This window comes from Bacillota bacterium, assembly GCA_013178045.1.
Lineage (GTDB): Bacteria > Bacillota > Ch66 > Ch66 > Ch66 > Ch66.
The window spans coordinates 255,524-272,410 of record JABLXP010000001.1 but is presented as its reverse complement, the minus strand read 5'-3'; the positions used below and the strand labels follow the sequence as shown (position 1 = coordinate 272,410).

Annotated in this window: 20 protein-coding genes; 5 read left to right on the top strand and 15 right to left on the bottom strand. The window is 49.5% G+C overall.

Annotated elements, in window-relative coordinates:
• Positions 1–4 precede the first annotated feature (4 nt).
• From HPY81_01415 to tsaD, 3 genes are all read right to left on the bottom strand, one after another.
• The gene (locus HPY81_01415) at positions 5–1,372 is read right to left on the bottom strand and encodes a DUF512 domain-containing protein (protein ID NPV26118.1); all 1,368 of its coding nucleotides are present in this window, start codon (positions 1,370–1,372) and stop codon (positions 5–7) included.
• A gap of 14 nt (positions 1,373–1,386) precedes the next feature.
• The gene (lgt, locus tag HPY81_01410) at positions 1,387–2,136 is read right to left on the bottom strand and encodes a prolipoprotein diacylglyceryl transferase (protein ID NPV26117.1); all 750 of its coding nucleotides are present in this window, start codon (positions 2,134–2,136) and stop codon (positions 1,387–1,389) included.
• Between the two features lie 417 nt (positions 2,137–2,553).
• Positions 2,554–3,573, bottom strand: a complete 1,020-nt coding sequence (gene tsaD / locus HPY81_01405; GenBank protein ID NPV26116.1) for a tRNA (adenosine(37)-N6)-threonylcarbamoyltransferase complex transferase subunit TsaD — start codon at positions 3,571–3,573, stop codon at positions 2,554–2,556.
• Between the two features lie 161 nt (positions 3,574–3,734).
• On the opposite strand from tsaD, the gene HPY81_01400 reads away from it, so the two are divergent.
• Positions 3,735–3,974 (top strand): hypothetical protein, encoded by a 240-nt coding sequence (locus tag HPY81_01400; protein NPV26115.1) that lies wholly within the window; start codon positions 3,735–3,737, stop codon positions 3,972–3,974.
• Positions 3,975–4,024: 50 nt separating this feature from the next.
• Here the strand turns inward: HPY81_01400 and HPY81_01395 are convergent, their stop codons facing one another.
• Entirely contained in the window at positions 4,025–4,264 is a 240-nt protein-coding gene (locus HPY81_01395) for a DUF1657 domain-containing protein (GenBank protein ID NPV26114.1), read from the bottom strand.
• A 348-nt stretch (positions 4,265–4,612) separates the two neighbouring features.
• Between HPY81_01395 and HPY81_01390 the strand changes: the two genes are divergently transcribed.
• Entirely contained in the window at positions 4,613–4,783 is a 171-nt protein-coding gene (locus tag HPY81_01390) for a 4Fe-4S binding protein (protein NPV26113.1), read from the top strand.
• A 587-nt stretch (positions 4,784–5,370) separates the two neighbouring features.
• Complete coding sequence (locus HPY81_01385; protein NPV26112.1) at positions 5,371–5,622, top strand: hypothetical protein; 252 nt, start codon at positions 5,371–5,373, stop codon at positions 5,620–5,622.
• Between the two features lie 65 nt (positions 5,623–5,687).
• Here the strand turns inward: HPY81_01385 and rimI are convergent, their stop codons facing one another.
• From rimI to HPY81_01360, 5 genes are all read right to left on the bottom strand, one after another.
• Entirely contained in the window at positions 5,688–6,194 is a 507-nt protein-coding gene (gene rimI, locus HPY81_01380; protein NPV26111.1) for a ribosomal protein S18-alanine N-acetyltransferase, read from the bottom strand.
• Positions 6,175–6,933 carry a tRNA (adenosine(37)-N6)-threonylcarbamoyltransferase complex dimerization subunit type 1 TsaB gene (gene tsaB, locus HPY81_01375; GenBank protein ID NPV26110.1) on the bottom strand — a complete coding sequence of 253 codons (759 nt, stop codon included), beginning with the start codon at positions 6,931–6,933 and terminating at the stop codon, positions 6,175–6,177. The genes rimI and tsaB overlap by 20 nt, the downstream gene beginning before the upstream one ends.
• Positions 6,914–7,393 (bottom strand): tRNA (adenosine(37)-N6)-threonylcarbamoyltransferase complex ATPase subunit type 1 TsaE, encoded by a 480-nt coding sequence (tsaE, locus tag HPY81_01370; GenBank protein ID NPV26109.1) that lies wholly within the window; start codon positions 7,391–7,393, stop codon positions 6,914–6,916. The genes tsaB and tsaE overlap by 20 nt, the downstream gene beginning before the upstream one ends.
• Before the next feature lie 161 nt (positions 7,394–7,554).
• Positions 7,555–8,262, bottom strand: coding sequence for a uracil-DNA glycosylase (locus HPY81_01365; protein ID NPV26108.1), 708 nt, complete (start codon positions 8,260–8,262; stop codon positions 7,555–7,557).
• Between the two features lie 20 nt (positions 8,263–8,282).
• Positions 8,283–10,010 (bottom strand): hypothetical protein, encoded by a 1,728-nt coding sequence (locus HPY81_01360; GenBank protein NPV26107.1) that lies wholly within the window; start codon positions 10,008–10,010, stop codon positions 8,283–8,285.
• 191 nt (positions 10,011–10,201) lie between these two features.
• Between HPY81_01360 and HPY81_01355 the strand changes: the two genes are divergently transcribed.
• Together HPY81_01355 and HPY81_01350 are read left to right on the top strand one after the other, a co-directional pair.
• Positions 10,202–11,152: an L-lactate dehydrogenase gene (locus tag HPY81_01355; protein ID NPV26106.1), complete on the top strand. Its 951-nt coding sequence runs from the start codon at positions 10,202–10,204 to the stop codon at positions 11,150–11,152.
• A 265-nt stretch (positions 11,153–11,417) separates the two neighbouring features.
• Positions 11,418–11,846 (top strand): transcriptional repressor, encoded by a 429-nt coding sequence (locus HPY81_01350; protein ID NPV26105.1) that lies wholly within the window; start codon positions 11,418–11,420, stop codon positions 11,844–11,846.
• 98 nt (positions 11,847–11,944) lie between these two features.
• On the opposite strand, the gene HPY81_01345 is transcribed toward HPY81_01350, so the two are convergent.
• The 6 genes from HPY81_01345 to HPY81_01320 all read right to left on the bottom strand — a co-directional run bounded on the left by HPY81_01345 (position 11,945) and on the right by HPY81_01320 (position 16,853).
• Positions 11,945–12,832 (bottom strand): polysaccharide deacetylase family protein, encoded by an 888-nt coding sequence (locus tag HPY81_01345; GenBank protein ID NPV26104.1) that lies wholly within the window; start codon positions 12,830–12,832, stop codon positions 11,945–11,947.
• A 142-nt stretch (positions 12,833–12,974) separates the two neighbouring features.
• Positions 12,975–14,126 carry an amidohydrolase gene (locus tag HPY81_01340; protein ID NPV26103.1) on the bottom strand — a complete coding sequence of 384 codons (1,152 nt, stop codon included), beginning with the start codon at positions 14,124–14,126 and terminating at the stop codon, positions 12,975–12,977.
• A gap of 35 nt (positions 14,127–14,161) precedes the next feature.
• The gene (locus HPY81_01335; GenBank protein NPV26102.1) at positions 14,162–14,890 is read right to left on the bottom strand and encodes a gamma-glutamyl-gamma-aminobutyrate hydrolase family protein; all 729 of its coding nucleotides are present in this window, start codon (positions 14,888–14,890) and stop codon (positions 14,162–14,164) included.
• A gap of 78 nt (positions 14,891–14,968) precedes the next feature.
• Positions 14,969–15,319, bottom strand: a complete 351-nt coding sequence (locus tag HPY81_01330) for a type II toxin-antitoxin system PemK/MazF family toxin (GenBank protein ID NPV26101.1) — start codon at positions 15,317–15,319, stop codon at positions 14,969–14,971.
• Between the two features lie 7 nt (positions 15,320–15,326).
• A complete protein-coding gene (locus HPY81_01325; protein ID NPV26100.1) occupies positions 15,327–15,575 on the bottom strand; it encodes a ribbon-helix-helix protein, CopG family in 249 nt (82 codons plus the stop codon).
• Between the two features lie 162 nt (positions 15,576–15,737).
• Positions 15,738–16,853 (bottom strand): alanine racemase, encoded by a 1,116-nt coding sequence (locus HPY81_01320; GenBank protein NPV26099.1) that lies wholly within the window; start codon positions 16,851–16,853, stop codon positions 15,738–15,740.
• Positions 16,854–16,887 lie beyond the last annotated feature (34 nt).

The following is a 16,887-nucleotide window of genomic DNA, read 5'->3' as shown; positions in this document are numbered from 1 at the left end:
CCATCTAGATTACCCGGGTAGTTATCCCCGTTTTCTCTTCAATTTCCCAATAACCCCGGCCAACTAAGTCGCAGCCCCGGTGATCAAAAGCCCGCCCTGGCAAAAGAATTAAATCTGGCCGCTGTATAAGCCGGCCCGATGACCACTCCTGCCAGGCGGACAAAAAATCCTCCACCACCAGTAAACCGGCACAGGCAATCGTGCCGCCGAAAAACCGGTTTTCGACCATGAGCAGCTCGATCTGACAATCAACCGGGGAGTATGTTTCTACCGCCGTTTGCAGAACAGTTCTGGCCAGCCGGGAGGTCATAAGCAACACCCGTCTGGCTCGGTTTCGGTCGATTTCTCGTAAAGCCGCCTGCCAGTCCGCCGGATCCAGGTCAAAGACCATCACCAGGCCGGGTGACGTATGCGCCGGTTTTTTCAGGATAAAGGTCCGGCGCTGGCTGCCAGTGCGAACCTCAAGGCAGCTGCTGGCCGCCCGGTAGATTTTCTGCCAGGCATCAACCCGCGAAAAACACTTCACCCCGTTTACCTTTTCAATCACATCGCCAGCTGATAGACCAGCCTGTTCAGCGATGCTGCCAGGAATGACGCCCGCCACCACCGGCACAAGGTCGGCCGGTGGAACTGGCTCCAGCAGCAGCGGAACGGGGACCTGACGGCGGATCTCTTCCGCCCAAGCTACAATATCCCCGAGCAAATCAGCAAAATTATGGATATGCCAGATCTCTGGCGTCCACCGGGTATAACCTGGGAGAAAAACCCGGATTGTCCGCGCCCTGTGTTCGCTCATAAAGTTAATTGTTTCAGTCAAATCATCCCAGCCCACGATGTGGGGCAGGGCCAGCATACTACCGTGCCACGGCAAGCCGGCTTTGGCCAAAGTTTTTATGCCCGCGATCGCCCGTTCGGCCTGGTGGTCCCGCATCAACCGCTTGCGGCCATGGGTAGTCGCGCTGTTCAAGGAAACATTCAGCTCAAGCGGAGACAGTTCAACCAGGGCAGTAATCAGTTCTTCAGTTAACCGGGTTCCGTTTGTCGTGATCGACAGCAGCGTTTGCGGAAACCGCCGCCGTAACAGCTGAAGGGCGGTCAGAATCTGGGGGTGGGTAAAGGGCTCTCCTTCAATGATTCTGGTCGCCGACTCACCGATGACAATCTTCCTTGACCCATCAATAAATTCCAGGGTCCGCTCAATCTCTTCCAAGGAACGCGGCGGAATAGTGTAAACCTGAATACCGGGTGGATTCTGCGGGTGGCTGCAGAAAACACACCTTAGATTACACCCTGAGGTTAGGGGAAGAATGTTGTACTCTTGAGCTGAGCGAAGAATTACCCGTTCAAGTTCACCATTTAGATTCTGCGCCAAACTGCCTATCTCCTTTAACCCAGGTCTTTCGCTTGCCGCGCCAATACGTAGTAAATAACCCCGGCCAAGCTAATCACCACTAGACTGATGGCCTGGGAAACAGTAATCGGTCCTAATATGGTCAAGTTATCGCGAAAGTATTCAACCACCGAGCGCAAAACCCCGTAAGCCATTAGATAGGTCAGAAATACCTGACCAGCAAATTTTCGGCGCGGGTAAAGCCAAAACAAGATGCTAGCCAGGACAAAGCCAACCGCTGCGGAATAGAGCTGGGTTGGATGGCGGGTCAGGTTATCCAGCTGGGGGAAGACCACACCCCAGGGGACAGTGGTGACTTTACCGTAACAACAACCATTCAGGAAACAGCCAATCCGGACTATGCTGTAGCCCAAAGCTAGCCATGGGGCCAGGACATCAGCCAAGCCCCAGAAAGGTAAATGATAAAAGTGGACATACAACCCGCCGGCAATTATCCCACCAATCAGTCCACCGTACCAAACCAGACCTGGTTCCCAGAACTTGAAGATATCCAGGGGATGAGCCATAAAGTAGCCTGGTTCGTAAAAAATAGCGTAAAAAATACGCGCACCTAAGAGTCCGCTGAGAACCAGAAGAATTGCCAGGTTGATAATGTGGTCCGGGTCAATACCCGCCTTAGCCGCCATGCGCCTGGCACCTAATGCGCTGACGATCACAGCCAAACTAAGCATGAATCCCCAGGCATAAATGTTGATCGGGCCAAAAGAATAAAGGATTGGATGCATTTTCGTCCCTCCCCTTGGGGTATCTGCCTCACTGTGAATATACAGGATGTCCACTGAGACTGTCAAGGCAGGTTAAAAAATGGTTAAATACTGCTCGCTTTAAACCGAATGAATTTTTATGTTTTTTCCAGAACTGGTTCTATCAGTCATCTGTTTGCGCATAAACATTTAATATCAGGATATTATCGGACAGAGTTAATATCCCCAGCCCTATCCACAAGCAGAAGTTTAAAACTACTGGGCTCTCTCCTAGTTATCCACATTCTCCACAATCAATGTGGTTTTTTGGCCTGCCCATGATTAAAAATGAAAAAATACGCATTTTTTAGGTTATCAACAGAATTATCCACATTATCCACAGGATGATTTTATCCACAAAACACCTGTTTTAAGACCAATGTCCTAGCCAGGATTACCCTAGATTAACGACAGATTTGGGACAGCATTTAGGTCCAAAGGGGCCAGGTCACCCCGGCAGAATTTATAATACCCGGCACAGGCCACCATAGCTGCATTGTCCGTGCAGAGCAATGACGATGGGTAGACTAGATTCATCCCGGCTTCAGCGGCCGCCTCCGCCAGCTGACGGCGTAACCAGGAGTTGGCCGCTACTCCACCAGCCAAGAGAATGGTTTTCACCTCTTTTTGCTTGCTGGCGTGAATCGTTTTGTACACGAGCACGTCGATCACCGCCTGTTGAAAACTGGCAGCCAGGTCTGAGTAATTGACTCTTGAGCCAAGTTGATTGGCTCGGTTTAGATAATTTAAGACTGCGGACTTGAGACCACTAAAGCTAAAATCTAAACTCCCCTCCTCAAGCCAGGCCCGAGGCAAAGGGATTGCTGTGGGATCGCCAGTTTGCGCCAGACGGTCAATCTGCGGCCCGCCAGGATAGCCTAACCCCATTGTCCGGGCAATTTTATCGAAAGCTTCCCCGGCCGCATCGTCCCGTGTTCGTCCCAGTAACTCGTATCGCCCATGTTCTTGGAGATAGATCAGGTTGGTATGGCCACCGGAGACAACCAAACAAACCACCGGTAAACACAACTCCGGGTGTTCGAGAAAATTGGCGTAGATATGTGCTTCCAGGTGATTAACCCCAATCAGCGGGATATTTCGTGCATACGCTAGGGCTTTCCCTGTTGAGACACCTACCAGTAAAGCTCCAACCAGGCCTGGGCCATAGGTAACAGCAATTCCCCCAATATCAGGCCAGTCCAGACCAGAGACCCTGAGTGCTTCGTCAATTACAACGGAAATATTTTCCAGATGTTTACGCGAAGCAATTTCCGGTACAACGCCACCAAATTTTTGGTGGACCTGAATTTGTGAAGAAATTATATTGGCTCTGATTTCCCGACCGTTAGCCACAATCGCCGCGGAAGTATCATCGCACGATGTTTCCAAGCCCAAGATATTTAGATGCGCTGAATACATTGAAAGCACCTCGATTTGGCCTTTTACCCCTAATTATACTTGTTCTTGTCGTTTTCTACAAATACTGTCCTTTTTTCTCCTGTTTTCCGCCGTATATTTTCCAAGTATAATTAGACTAGGATGATCAGTTGACGGGGTACTAAAAAAAGGAGGTCCCGTATATGACTTCAGCTCGCTGTTATACCTGCGAGCGGCCAGCCATCGGCACCTGCCAGTGTGGGCGGAAATTCTGTCAATCGCACATGGTTGAAGGCTTGAGCGGCGCGCATTGCATTTATTGTGAACATCAGTTTAATCAGGCTTTCAAAAGTATCATGATTAAAGGAATGAAAAGTCTTTACATCTTCATCACCATTCTAGTTATCCTGGCTGCTCTACTAGTCTTGTTCAATAAAATTTAATTGGCACAACAAGAGCACCTCTCCGCTGAAAGGTGCTCTGCTTGTTCTTGTTATTTTTTCATTTGCTGCTGTTGGCCGGCTTGTTGTCTAACCTTATATTGAGGTTCCTGCTGCTCAATATAGTCAACCCGACCTTTAAAACTTTGGATCATGTTGTCTAATTGGGCAGCATAATCGTTAAACATTTGCTTGGCCGACTGATCCTGCGTTTCCAGGGCAAACGATTTTAGACTAGCGCAGGCGGATTCCAGATTGCTCAGAGTGGTATGCATTTTTTGGCCAACTGTCACTTTTAAAGACCTCCTCATAAAATATTTTTTCGTCTCCTTTATTATTTTGACCGTGATTGTGGGAACACTATGACTTGAAATTTTTGCTGACAGTGACAAAATCTGCGCTTATAAGAATAATCTGGAAAAATATATTTTTATTGTGAATTATGCCTTTTTTAGTTGGACATAATATACAATGGGGATTTACCCTCCCCCAATAACTCTCTTTTTGAGAACCCTCAGGAATGGCTCCCCTGGGGGTTTCTCCATTTATTTCGCAAAATGTTTATTTTTCCTTGTCAAGGAGCAAGTTGGTGCTATAATATTATCTAAGATTTTATTTCTTTGTTGGGGGAGGAATTTTAAGTGAGCTACAAGATTACAGACGACTGTCTCAGTTGTGGAGCCTGTGTCGATGAGTGCAAAGCCGAAGCGATCAGCGAGGGCTCTGATAAATACGTCATCGACCCTGAGAAATGCACCGATTGTGGTTCATGTGCCGACATCTGTCCGGTCGGTGCAGCACAGCCAGAATAAACCTAAACCCTCCAGAAGTTATCTGGGGGGTTTTAGTTTGTTTGTCTAGTTTGTATAGATTAATAGTCGCCGGGCAAAAATACTAGTGTGTGCTTTTCTCTTCATTCCTTTCCCCCCAAGCCTCTGGAATCTTCCGGAGGCTTGACTTTTTAGCCAGTTTACATGGCTGCCTCCCGACAGTCTTTACACAAGTAATCAACCGTGTGGACACTATTGCTTAGGCTAACGTCCGGTAAAGTAAATGGCCGTCTGCAGGAAACACAGGTTGCTCTTCGCAAAGGCGTATCTGCCAAATATTCCGTTTCCAACACACTTATCACTTCCTTAAATTTATTATCCAAAATTATTTATCCAGATCGTCAGGATTTAGTCCACACAGTTCAATCCACTCCGTTAACTCTGGCTCAGTGATTTCCCACTCATCTCCGTTTAATTGCATCACTTGATCGAGCTTCATTCTCTTTTCACCGCCTTGTTTTTTGGTGGTATTATGCCCAAAAATCGGGAACGTTATCGAGCCTGAGAAACTCTGTTCAATTAAGATATAATCGAATATAATATACACAGACAGAGGGAGGTGACAAACTTTGGAGTGCATCTTCTGTGGGCACCAGGAAAAGGACGAAAAGGCAACTGTCTGCAGTCAGTGTGGGGAGCAGTTGATGACCGAAGAAGAACTGGAGCGGCAATTCGCCGAGTTAATGTATGAGGTTCGTAAGGACCAGGCCGATATCGAGAAACAAGTGAAGTTTCAAGAAGCCATTCGGCAAATCCCTAAACTCGAGCCAGTTTCGACAGAATCCAGCGAAGAAAAATTTAAAGAAAAAAAAGAGGTTTAGCTTTCGCTTTTTGGCAGGCGATCTTCGCCAATCTAACCATGTTTTTTATTCTCGGTAAATTTAGGTTACTCGCCTGACTCGTTCGTTATTTCTTCAGACGCATGCGTTGGTAAATACTTCCACATGATAATCGCGTCTTCACCTGTATCGGTATAGTAGCCCCGACGGAGGCCGGCCGCTACAAAACCTAAGCGGGTATAAAGACGCTGGGCTGGCCGGTTTGATGGTCGCACCTCCAGGGTGATCGCCCGGGCGCCGCGCAAAACTGCGATTTCCATCAACCATTTAAGCAGATATTCACCGAGTTGCCGTCCGCGGTAGTCGGGAGCAACGGCGACGTTGGTCACATGTGCCTCATCAACAAGCAACCACATCCCGGCATAACCCACTACCTGCTCATCCACGACTGCCACTACATAGTAGGCAAAGTCGTTTTGCAGTTCGGACAGATAGGCCTGTCTTGACCAGGGTGTAGGAAAAGATACCTGTTCGATTCTTAAAATGTCGTCCAGGTCTTCAGCCATCATTTTTCTAATCTTAAAGTTCACTTCGTCACCTTCTATAGCAGGCATTCTCCTTTTCCCGGCTCTGCCACCTGACTTCGGCCTCAGACTGGCGAATATAGAGCGGCTTGATGGTTAAATAATCATCCTTCTGTCCAGCCGCCAACCGCTGACCACCCAAATAAGCGATTTGGGCCGCGCGAATTAAGTTATGGGTAGGTAATACCCACCGGGCACGGTTACCCAGCCCCTCTGTTAACAGGTCCCGATATACTGGTGTTGCATCACCCAGAAAAGTTACCGGACAGTGCCGCCAATCGCTTGCACCATCACCAAAAAAGCGCGAACCCTGGAAAAGGCCAATCAACTCTGTCGGGCTGATGGCTAAATAATCACTTATTCTGTTGACCTGAAGGGATGAGGCAGATTGATATACGGCCATATAAACTTCATTTTTCCGCGCGTCTAAAACAGGGCAGATTAAACCGGTTAGACCAGCCACATTCAACGCCAAAGCATCCAGAGTCGGTACCCCAATTAACGGTTTCCCCGTGGCCTGCGCTAACCCTTTAACTGTGGCCAACCCTATGCGCAAGCCAGTAAAGGAACCGGGACCGATGGAAACGGCGAGGGCGTCTATGTCTGCCAGCGTTAAGTCAGCTTCCCGCAGCATGGCGTCCAGCATCGGCATTAGCCGCTGCGAATGGTTTTTGCGCGTATTCAGAAAGGTTTCTACCACCAGCCGGTCATCTTCGACCACCGCCACGCCAGCCACTGTTGTCGAACTGTCAATACCCAAAATCCGCACGCTGCTCCAACTCCTCTAACACCACATGATAGTCGTCGCCTACTGGCTTAATGGTAACAAGGCGACAATCTGCCTGGTGCTCATCCCTCTTAATCTCAACCAGCAGGTACTGTTGGGGTAAATACTCTAAAATCCGTTCTGGCCACTCAACTATCGCGATTCCATCACCACCCAGGTATTCACGAAAACCAAGCTCGGCAAACTCGGCTGGGTCATCTAAACGGTAAACATCAAGATGATAAACTGGGTGTTCTCCCTGATATTCATGAACCAGGGTAAAGGTCGGGCTGGTTACATAGCCCCCCACCCCTGCTCCTTTGGCCACTCCCTGAGCCAACACGGTTTTACCAGCGCCCAATTCTCCTGAAAGACAAATAACAGCACCCGGCCACAAAATTTGACCCAGGTACTCGCCGAGGCGGCGCATTTCTTCAGCATGGCATATCCGGCGTTGCCACATCCTGTAGATCACTCCAATTTGTCTAGATCCATTCATGTCTAGTATATCCATTTGCCAGTACCGCGCAACCTACTGCGTTCAAGAAAATCAACTTTCGACAACTATATAAGGTTATCAATTTTCTTGTTCGAGGGGGTTTCAGCTACCCCCTCGCTCCCCTGTCACGAAAAATTACTCCGGTACCAGTCGCGTAGGCGTTTGAAGTCTTCCCAGACCGGACGTTTCTTGCTTTCGTCCCGGAGAAGTGCCGCTGGGTGAAAAGTCGGCAGGAACCAGATCCCGCCCTTTTCGAACCACTGGCCGCGGACTTTAGTGATCCGGGCCTGGGGATCAAGCAAAGTCTGGGTAGCCAACGCGCCGAGACAGACGATTGCCGCCGGCTTGATCAACCGAATTTGCTCCTCAAGGTATGGACGACAGGCCGCCACTTCATCCGGTTGAGGGAGCCGGTTGCCTGGCGGACGACATTTAACAACATTTGCGATATACACTTCCTCCCGGACAAATCCGGCCGCCTGGAGGATCCGGTCTAGCAGCTGACCAGCCAGTCCCACAAAGGGACGCCCGAGCTCGTCCTCCGTCTGTCCAGGCCCTTCGCCCACAAACATAATGCGGGCGGACGGGTTGCCCTCCCCAAACACCACGCCGCGGCAGCCGCTCCTCAGCCGGCACCGCTGACAATGCTGACAGAAAGCCGCCAGTTCTTCCAGCGTGGCATAGCGGCCGGCGCTAAAAGTCTCGGTAGGTTTGAACTCCAGGCTTAATCGAAAGGAATCGCTGGCCGGTTTTAGTTCGTTCACGGTTGAACTACCGGCCTCAGTATCGGTTGACTCTTCCTCAACAAACAGGCGCAATTGCTTTGGTTCCATCTGGCTCACCTTTTTTAGATTTATTTGATTCGCCGCTCAATCGCCTGCCACATCTCTGGGAAACCATTTCCCAGTTTCCAGAGCGAAATCCCCGCAATGCCATACTGTTCTGGCAAGTTCATCTTTTGACGGAGACTGCGGTCATCCTCAAACCAAACCGTATGATTGACCTCCTGGCTGTCACGGTAAGTGAAATAGGGAGACTGAGCAGCACTATCCCATTCAGGAGAAACATTATATATGCACATTAACTCCGCCAGTTGGGCTGGCGTGTAGGACCTGGCCGTCCCCCTCTCCGGCCAATCGTATCCGTATACCCCCAGGGCAAGTAGGATTTTGTCAGACGGGATCTGGGTCTTAGCGAACTGAAGCACGCTTTCTACCCAAGCCAGGGGAGCAATCGGCCCCGCAGGCCCCCCTTTCCAGTGTAAGTCATGGGCCATAATTACCACCCGGTCGGCCAAACCGCCTAAAATTGTGTAATCATAAGCCGCGAACCATTTCGTGTCTGCGTTTTTCGGCGGGAGAGCGAGCGATAGCTCTAGATTACGCGGCTTAAGTTGATCGCGGAACTCCTTCACTAACAGGTTTAATCCATCGCGGTCTTCTGCTTTCACCATCTCCAGGTCAAGATTGATCCCCTGGTATCCATCTTTGTCCACAAGTTTTAAAGCATTATCGATGAGTCGTCGCCGATTTTCTGGGCTGTTCAATAAAATATGGAGTTGCTCCGGATCCGAAAGAAAAATACTCGCCGCAGCGGCAATTTTTTTGTCCTGAACAAATTTCAAGACGCTTTCATAGCTATCGGGATACTTAGTTAAAATCTCACCTTGACCATTGGTTTCAAACCAGCGGAAAGCCACCTGGTTGAGCTTGTCTGCATTCGCGAGGAACTCCTGATAAGACCCGCCGTAGTAATAAGCCAGGACGTGCTTTAAATTTCCGGGCTGGGTAATTACCACCCGGCGGCTAGTAGCTTCCCAGTCAACCTCCGCCCCAAGTGCCTCGGCCACAAAGCGCACTGGAATTAACGTTCTGTCCTTGACTAGTTGCGGGGGGACATCCAGGCAAACCTCACGCCCATTTACTCTGGCCTGAAGGTTACCAATCTGCAGGGTAACCATTTGCTGTCCGCGCTGGACGGTAATTCCCTGGGTTTGACCGTTCCAAAAGACCTCAGCCCCAAAGGCCTCCGCCACGAACCGGAGGGGCACCAGGGTTCGTCCTTCCACCAGTTGGGGTGAAACGTCGAGCTTTACCTCACGCTGATTTACGTTGGCTATTGTTTGGTCAATCTGCAGCGTGACAGACTGCGCCGCCTTGATCAGTTCAATTCGCTTTCCATCCTCGGCCAACTTGATCTGCACGCCCAGAGTGTCACAAAGGAAACGAAGCGGGACCATGGGTATCCCTTTTACTAAACGCGGAGCAACCTCCATTGAGTTCTCCTGTCCGTTGACCAATACATTAGTTGAATCTATCTTCAGTATCAGTTGCATCGCCTGATTGGTGATCCGAACTTGTTTAGCGGTTCGGTCCCAATTGACCTCTACGCCAAAAACAGGGACTGCAAAGAGACTGGCTGGCACTAAGGTCCGGTCATCAACAATGATTGGAGCGGTAGGGATAACCGCCTCCTGACCATTAACAAAAATCCTCAATGGTGAAGACGCGGAAACAGGTGACAATCCAAACATAATAAACATAAACACAACGACAAGGGCACCGATTAATTTTGTCTTCATCTTCTTGCTCCTTTCTCCCGGTCTTACCTCTTGGAAATTCTACGTCTGCTCAAGAAAATCCTGTTTTCACTCCCAGACAGAAAATGTTTAACCGCGGAAATTTGTATATCCCGGGATCAGGCGGGAACACTAAACTTTAAAATCACTGGTATTGGTCTGGATTAAACTAATTTATTTTGGAGGGACTGATTTTGGTCCAAACCACTGCCGCAAAAGTGGTCATCGTGGGGACAGGCTTTGTGGGGGCAACAACGGCATATGCCTTAATGATCAGCGGCCTCGTTTCTGAACTGGTGTTACTTGATGTTAATCGGCAAAAGGCTGAAGGGGAAGCGATGGATCTCAACCACGCCGCTTCCTTCGTGAAACCAATTCTGATCTACGCCGGTGATTATCCGGATTGTCGAGATGCCCAGATCGTCATCTTTACCGCCGGGGCAAATCAAAAGCCAGGGGAAACACGACTTCACCTGGCCGTACAAAATGTTCAGATAATTCAGGAGGAATTGCCGAAAATAATTCGCCATTGTCCTCAGGCGATTGTCATAGTGGTCGCAAACCCAGTTGATATCCTTACCTATGCGGCACTCAAGGTGTCCGGTCTACCCTCGGCCCGAGTCATGGGTTCGGGTACAGTGCTAGATAGTTCCCGGTTTCGACACGTCATCAGTCGGCATTGTCGGGTGGATGCCCGCAATATTCACGCCTATGTTATTGGCGAACACGGCGATACCGAAGTCCCGGTGTGGAGTCTAGCTAACATCGCCGGGATTCCGCTGGATGAATACTACTCAATCTGGGGGCAAAGATGTGTGGTCGAGGATAAACAAGCGTTATTCGAACAAGTGAGAACAGCCGCTTATCAAATCATTGAACGCAAGGGAGCAACCTACTACGCCATCGGTCTGGCCATCCGCCGGATCTGTGAAGCTATTCTGCGGGACGAGTACTCGATCTTGACCATCTCCAGTTTAATCGACAATATCTACGGTGTTAGCGATATCTGCCTCAGCCTCCCCTGCCTGGTCAATGAACGGGGACGGGAAAGGATTATCGCCCTGCCCTTGAGTGAATCAGAAATCTCGGCCTTTCGCCAATCGGCTGAAACACTGCGGGCAATTCTTCGCCAATTAAATTTATAATTTTTTATAATGAAATGAATAGTCTAAAACTGAGCACCGGAAAATCATCGCCAATTAAACTTATTAGGGATAGAATCATTCTTGTTTGACGAATGATCCTATCCCTAATAGTTTCATAATTAAGCAATAAATTTTCCGGATTAAGCAATAAATTTTTCGGCCAAGTCACAAAAGCGGGGCTTGATCTGGAGAATATAGGAATTTACAATTGAATTTAGTATAAATTCTAATTTTGGGTATATTTTAAATAAGGGAATGAGCTTGTATGAAGCATCTGGCCGACCATATCACTCGCTTCAAAAAATCTGGTTATAAAGTCACTCACCAAAGACTGGTCATCCTTGATTACCTGCTGAACAGCAAAGAGCATCCCAGTGCAGAAAAAATTTACGCCGACTTAAGAGAAAAGTTCCCTACCATCAGTCTGGCCACTATTTATAACACGCTGGAAATGCTGCTCGAGCTGGATCTGGCCATCGATGTGGGAGCACTGGCAGAACGCCGCCGTTTCGATGGTAATGTTTCCGAACACTCGCACTTCTTCTGCCAGGGCTGCGGTAAAATCGAGGACCTGGAGATCTACCCATTGAAAGAGCTGAAGAACACATTGCTCCAAGAACGCAATTTGCGCATTGTTCGTCACCGTCTGGACTTTTTCGGCTGGTGTCCCGACTGCCAGACAAAAACCCGGTAACCTATGCAATTAATATTAATATTAGATATGAAACACATGATTACGAAAAAGTCAAGGCAGCGGTGGAGGAAAAGTCGCTGACCGGTATTTTTTCCGCTTCATTTTCCGTGGTCTCCACATTCTAGGGGGTAGTCCCCGAGTTTGACAAAGCGAAAACCTTTTTTCCGCAGTTCCGGAATCACTTCCTTTATACCCGCCAAAGTCTCGGACTCGGGGTGATTCATGTGAAAAATGATAATGGAACCGGGGCTGGCCCGTAAACAGGACTGACGGATCTGAGTCCGAGAAAAAGTAGCCCCAGCATCCCCGAGGATATTAAACCCGACCACCTCTTCCCCTAAATCCTCGACCACAGACACCGCAATTTCATCAGCAAAAGCAGTCCCAGGTCTGAAGAATTTTGGTTTCCGGCCGGTCAACTTTAGAATCTTCTGCTCATTTACTAACACTTCCTCTTTAACCTCTTCAATACTTCCGGTCCCCTTGATGCCGTAGGCCGTTTTCCCATTAACAGATAAAGGCTTATGCTGGGTCCCGTGGTTAGCAATCTCAAACAGGTTGTTCCGGGACAACTGGAGAAAAATATCCGGATTGGCGTCAATCCATCGGCTGTTGATGAACAAAGTGGCCGGGATTTTCTCTGCCGTCAGGTACTCGATCAGCTTTTGGTCGTACTGGCTACCGGCAGCACCGCCGCAGGCATCAAAGGTCAGAGCAATTACTTTGTCATTGGTAGCCAGCCGGGTCTTGACGCCGGACACTTTCTCGGCCCATTCCTTTGGGGTTTTATTTATTTGTTTATCCTCAAATTTATTGATGGCCTCATTGGGAGTAGATTTATTCCGGGTCTCATTAGGAGCAGCCAACTGATTGACTACACTTCGATTTGACCCTGCGCTGCTGTTTGGTATATGCTGACTGCCGCAGCCAATCCCAGCCGCCAGCAGCAGCCCCGCCAGGCAAAAAAATGCCGCATAGTGTTTCATATCTGGCGCCTCTAATATAAAAATTAGTGTAAAAACCTATTTTTTTAGCTAACCTAATACGACTGATAGACAATAATTAACGCTCATACACAATATATAGACATAAAACAATTATTTTAGAGCTTTTTACCAATATCAAAGCTCAATTAAGATCAATTATTTGTCCTTCCACCAGGACCAACTCAATTCGTGTTTTCAGTTCGAGTATAGGTCCATCAGCCACAATCAGGTCGGCGTCTTTACCCACCTCCAGGCTGCCTACCCGATCATCAACTCCCAGGATACGGGCAGGATTTATGGTGATAGCCTTGAGCGCATCTTCTTCTGACATACCCGCCTTCACCGCCAGGCCGGCACACAGGGACAGAAATTCAATTGGCACCACGGGGTGATCCGTAATGATGGCCACCGGGACGCCCGCTCTGGCCAAAATACCCGGTGTCGCCGGAGTTCGGTCCTTTAACTCGACCTTGGCCCGATTACTCATCAGTGGGCCTACCAGGGCTGGGATTTGCCGTTTAGCCAGTTCTTCGACAATCTTATGTCCCTCCGTACAGTGTTCAATACAAATTTCTACGTCAAACTCCTCCGCGATCCGCACTGCGGTTATAATGTCATCTGCCCGGTGAGCATGAACGCGCAAAGGCATCTGATGCTCGAGCACTTTGATTACTGCTTCCAGACGGAGGTCTCGTTCGGGCATATCTGCCGATCGCTCAACCTTGAGTTTCCGCAGGTAGTTCTGCGCTTTGGTCAGCGTTTCTCGCAAAAGGGCTGCCGTAGCCATCCGGGTCAGCGGTGCTTTTTTATTGCCACCATAGATCCGCTTGGGGTTCTCACCCAGGGCCACCTTAAGGCCAGCCGGCTGACGCACCACCATCCGGTCAATGACTCGACCATAAGTTTTGATGACCACGTTTTCTCCACCCAAAACATTGGCGCTCCCTGGTCCAGTACAGACAGTCGTGACCCCCCCGCGGAGGGCATCCCGGAACCCTTCATCTTCAGGATTGACAGCGTCGATCGCCCGCAGGTGCGGTGTCACCGGGTCGGTTATCTCATTTAAGTCATCCCCCTCTATCCGGTAGATTTCTTCCAGAATCCCCAGATGACAATGGGCATCAATCAAACCTGGCATAACCAACTTGCCCTGAACGTCAATAACCTCCGCGCCAACTGGTATGTCAATATTTTCACCAATTGCGATGATCTTGCCGGCCTCGATCAGGACCGTCCCACACGCAAAATTCCGGCCGGCCATGGTGATGATCTTTCCATTAGTGATTGCCAGCACCCCTTATCCCTCCTCTCAACATTTATCCTCTAAAATTATGAATTTTGTCTTACTTTCCTACCCTGTCTAGCCGCCTCGACCAAAGCGATAAAGAGACGGAGAAACAGAGGATATTGCTCCCACATTGCTTCGGGATGCCACTGCACCCCAAGCACAAACCGGTGCCGGGTAGACTCCACCCCTTCAATCACGCCATCAGGGGCTGTGGCTGAAATGATAAACTCACCGGGAATCTCTTTCACCGCCTGATGGTGAAAACTGTTCACAGTTAACATAACCTGCCCAAAGATCCGCCACAGTTGCGTCCCTTCAACCAGTTTAACCTGATGAATTGGATGGTAGCGAGGGGCTTTTTGTTGGTGCAGGATTGAACCGGGCCGTTCACTGGTCAGGTCCTGGTAGACCGTCCCGCCGTCCGCAATGACGATCACCTGGATCCCCCGGCAGATCCCCAGAATCGGTTGATCCCCTTCTAAGGCAAGCCGAGTCAGGGTGATCTCGAATGCATCACGTTCCGGGCAGATTTCGCCCAGACCTGAATGGGGCAGTTCCCCAAAAAAAGCTGGGTCAATATCTCCACCACCTGATAATAGTAAACCGTGAATTAATTGATTATACTGGGGAACCAACTCCAGGTTCCTCACTGCGGGCAGTAAGATCGGCTGCCCTCCAGCCTCGACAATCGCTTTAACGTATGTATTACGGAGGTAGAACCAATCTTCGTTTGCGTTTTGTGCACAAGTAATCCCAATCACCGGCCGCACTTCCCCACCCCCTAGCCAAGTACAACAAAAAACAGGCCGCTTCTGCCTGTCTAAAGTTACTTGCACTCAACTTAACAGTTAGACACTCACCAGTCCCAGGCTGATCTCCAGGGCCTGGCCAACCTTGGCCATCGTTTCTTCGTCCAGAAAAGCCACCTTTTGTTGCAGGCGGGTCTTATCAATCGTTCGAATCTGCTCACCCAGGATAACTGAATCGCGGTCGAGTCCGCTCTTGTCCGCCTTAATCTCAACGTGGGTGGGCAGCTTGGCTTTATTAATCTGGGAAGTAATTGCCACGACGATCGTCGTCGGACTGTATTGATTTCCGATATCGTTTTGCACCACCAGGACCGGCCTTGTTCCTCCTTGTTCTGAACCGACCACTGGGCTGAGCTCAGCATAGTAGATCTCTCCGCGTTTGACCGTCATCAAACCTTCACTCCGCCAGCTTTTTTACTAAGCACAAGTCAACCTCATTCTCCAGGTTAAAGTTTTCCGCCGCTAACCCAAGGTTAATTTGGGCCATTTCCAGGTAACCCCTCTTCATCTGTTCTCTTAATGCCCGTCGTTTGCGTTCAGCCAGATACATTTTCATCGCTTCTCGAATAAATTCACTCCGGTTACGTTTTTCCAAAGAAACGATCCCATCCACTTCCTCTAATAAGCTCTCCGGTAAGCTGATCATGATCCGCTTCGTTGCCGGCAAGAAGGGCACCTCCCAGATTAAATGGTATATAACAGCTGCTATATACTGCTATATTTAAATTATATAGTTCTAACGGACACTATGCAACCACAAACAAATATTTCGCCAAAATACCAAAATATCTCGGTAATGCGTCAAATTTTAAAGATATTCACGCCGGACCCTGGCTGTAATCAGACAAACCACCTCGTAGTTAATTGTTTCCAAGATCTCCGCCAGTTCATCAACCGGCAACTTGGCCCCCTTCTGTTCGCCAAAGAGAACAACTTCATCCCCTACAGCTACCCTGGGAATCTGGCCCACGTCGATCAAACACTGATCCATACAGACCCGACCAATTACTGGTGCACGCCGGCCATGGATTAGGACCGCGGCCCGGTTAGAAAGCCGCCGAGAGTAGCCATCCGCGTAGCCAATCGGCAATGTGGCCACCCGCGTCGGCACAGGGGTGATGTAGGTCCGCCCGTAGCTTATAGCTGTACCCGCTGGAACCTCCTTCAAAAAGACGACGCGCGTTTTCAAACTCATTGCCGGCTGAAGATCAATCTTCGAACGTTGGTTCGCCGAAGGGTACAAACCATACAGGGCGATCCCCGCCCGTACCATATCCAGGTGAGTTTCCGGTAGATCGATAATAGCAGCACTGTTAGCCGCGTGTTTGAGGGGAATCATTAGACCTTCATCTTCCAAACGCTTAATAAACCACTTAAATCGCGCAAATTGTTCCCAGGCATAGGACTTATCCACTTCATCGGCCGTGGCAAAGTGAGTAAAAATCCCTTCGACCTGCAATCCCGACAGGGAGACAATCTGCTTGACCAAAGCGATCGAGTCCTCGGTGGGGAAAAAACCCAGCCGGCTCATCCCGCTATCCACCTTAAGGTGAATTCTCGCTGTCCGCCCAACCTTCCGGGCAGCCGCTGCCACCGCCTGCGCTCCGGTGAGTGAGTAAACAGTCTGGGTAATGTCATGCGCGATTACCTTGGCCAAGTCGTCATCCGGGGTATGGCCCAGGATGAGAATCGGGGCATTGATCCCGGCGTCTCTGAGGGCAACAGCCTCATCTAAAGTCGCTACCCCCAGGTATTCCGCCCCGGCCTCTAGGGCAACTCGACTCACTTCCAGGGCCCCGTGCCCGTAACCATCAGCCTTAACGACGGCCATTAAGCGGGCCCCCATTTGGGTTTTCCTTTTTAACTCCCGTACATTGTGAGCGATTGCCGAGCGGCTGATCTCCGCCCACACCGGTCTGGACAATTGATGTCACCTCGTTGATTCTAATATCTCATGT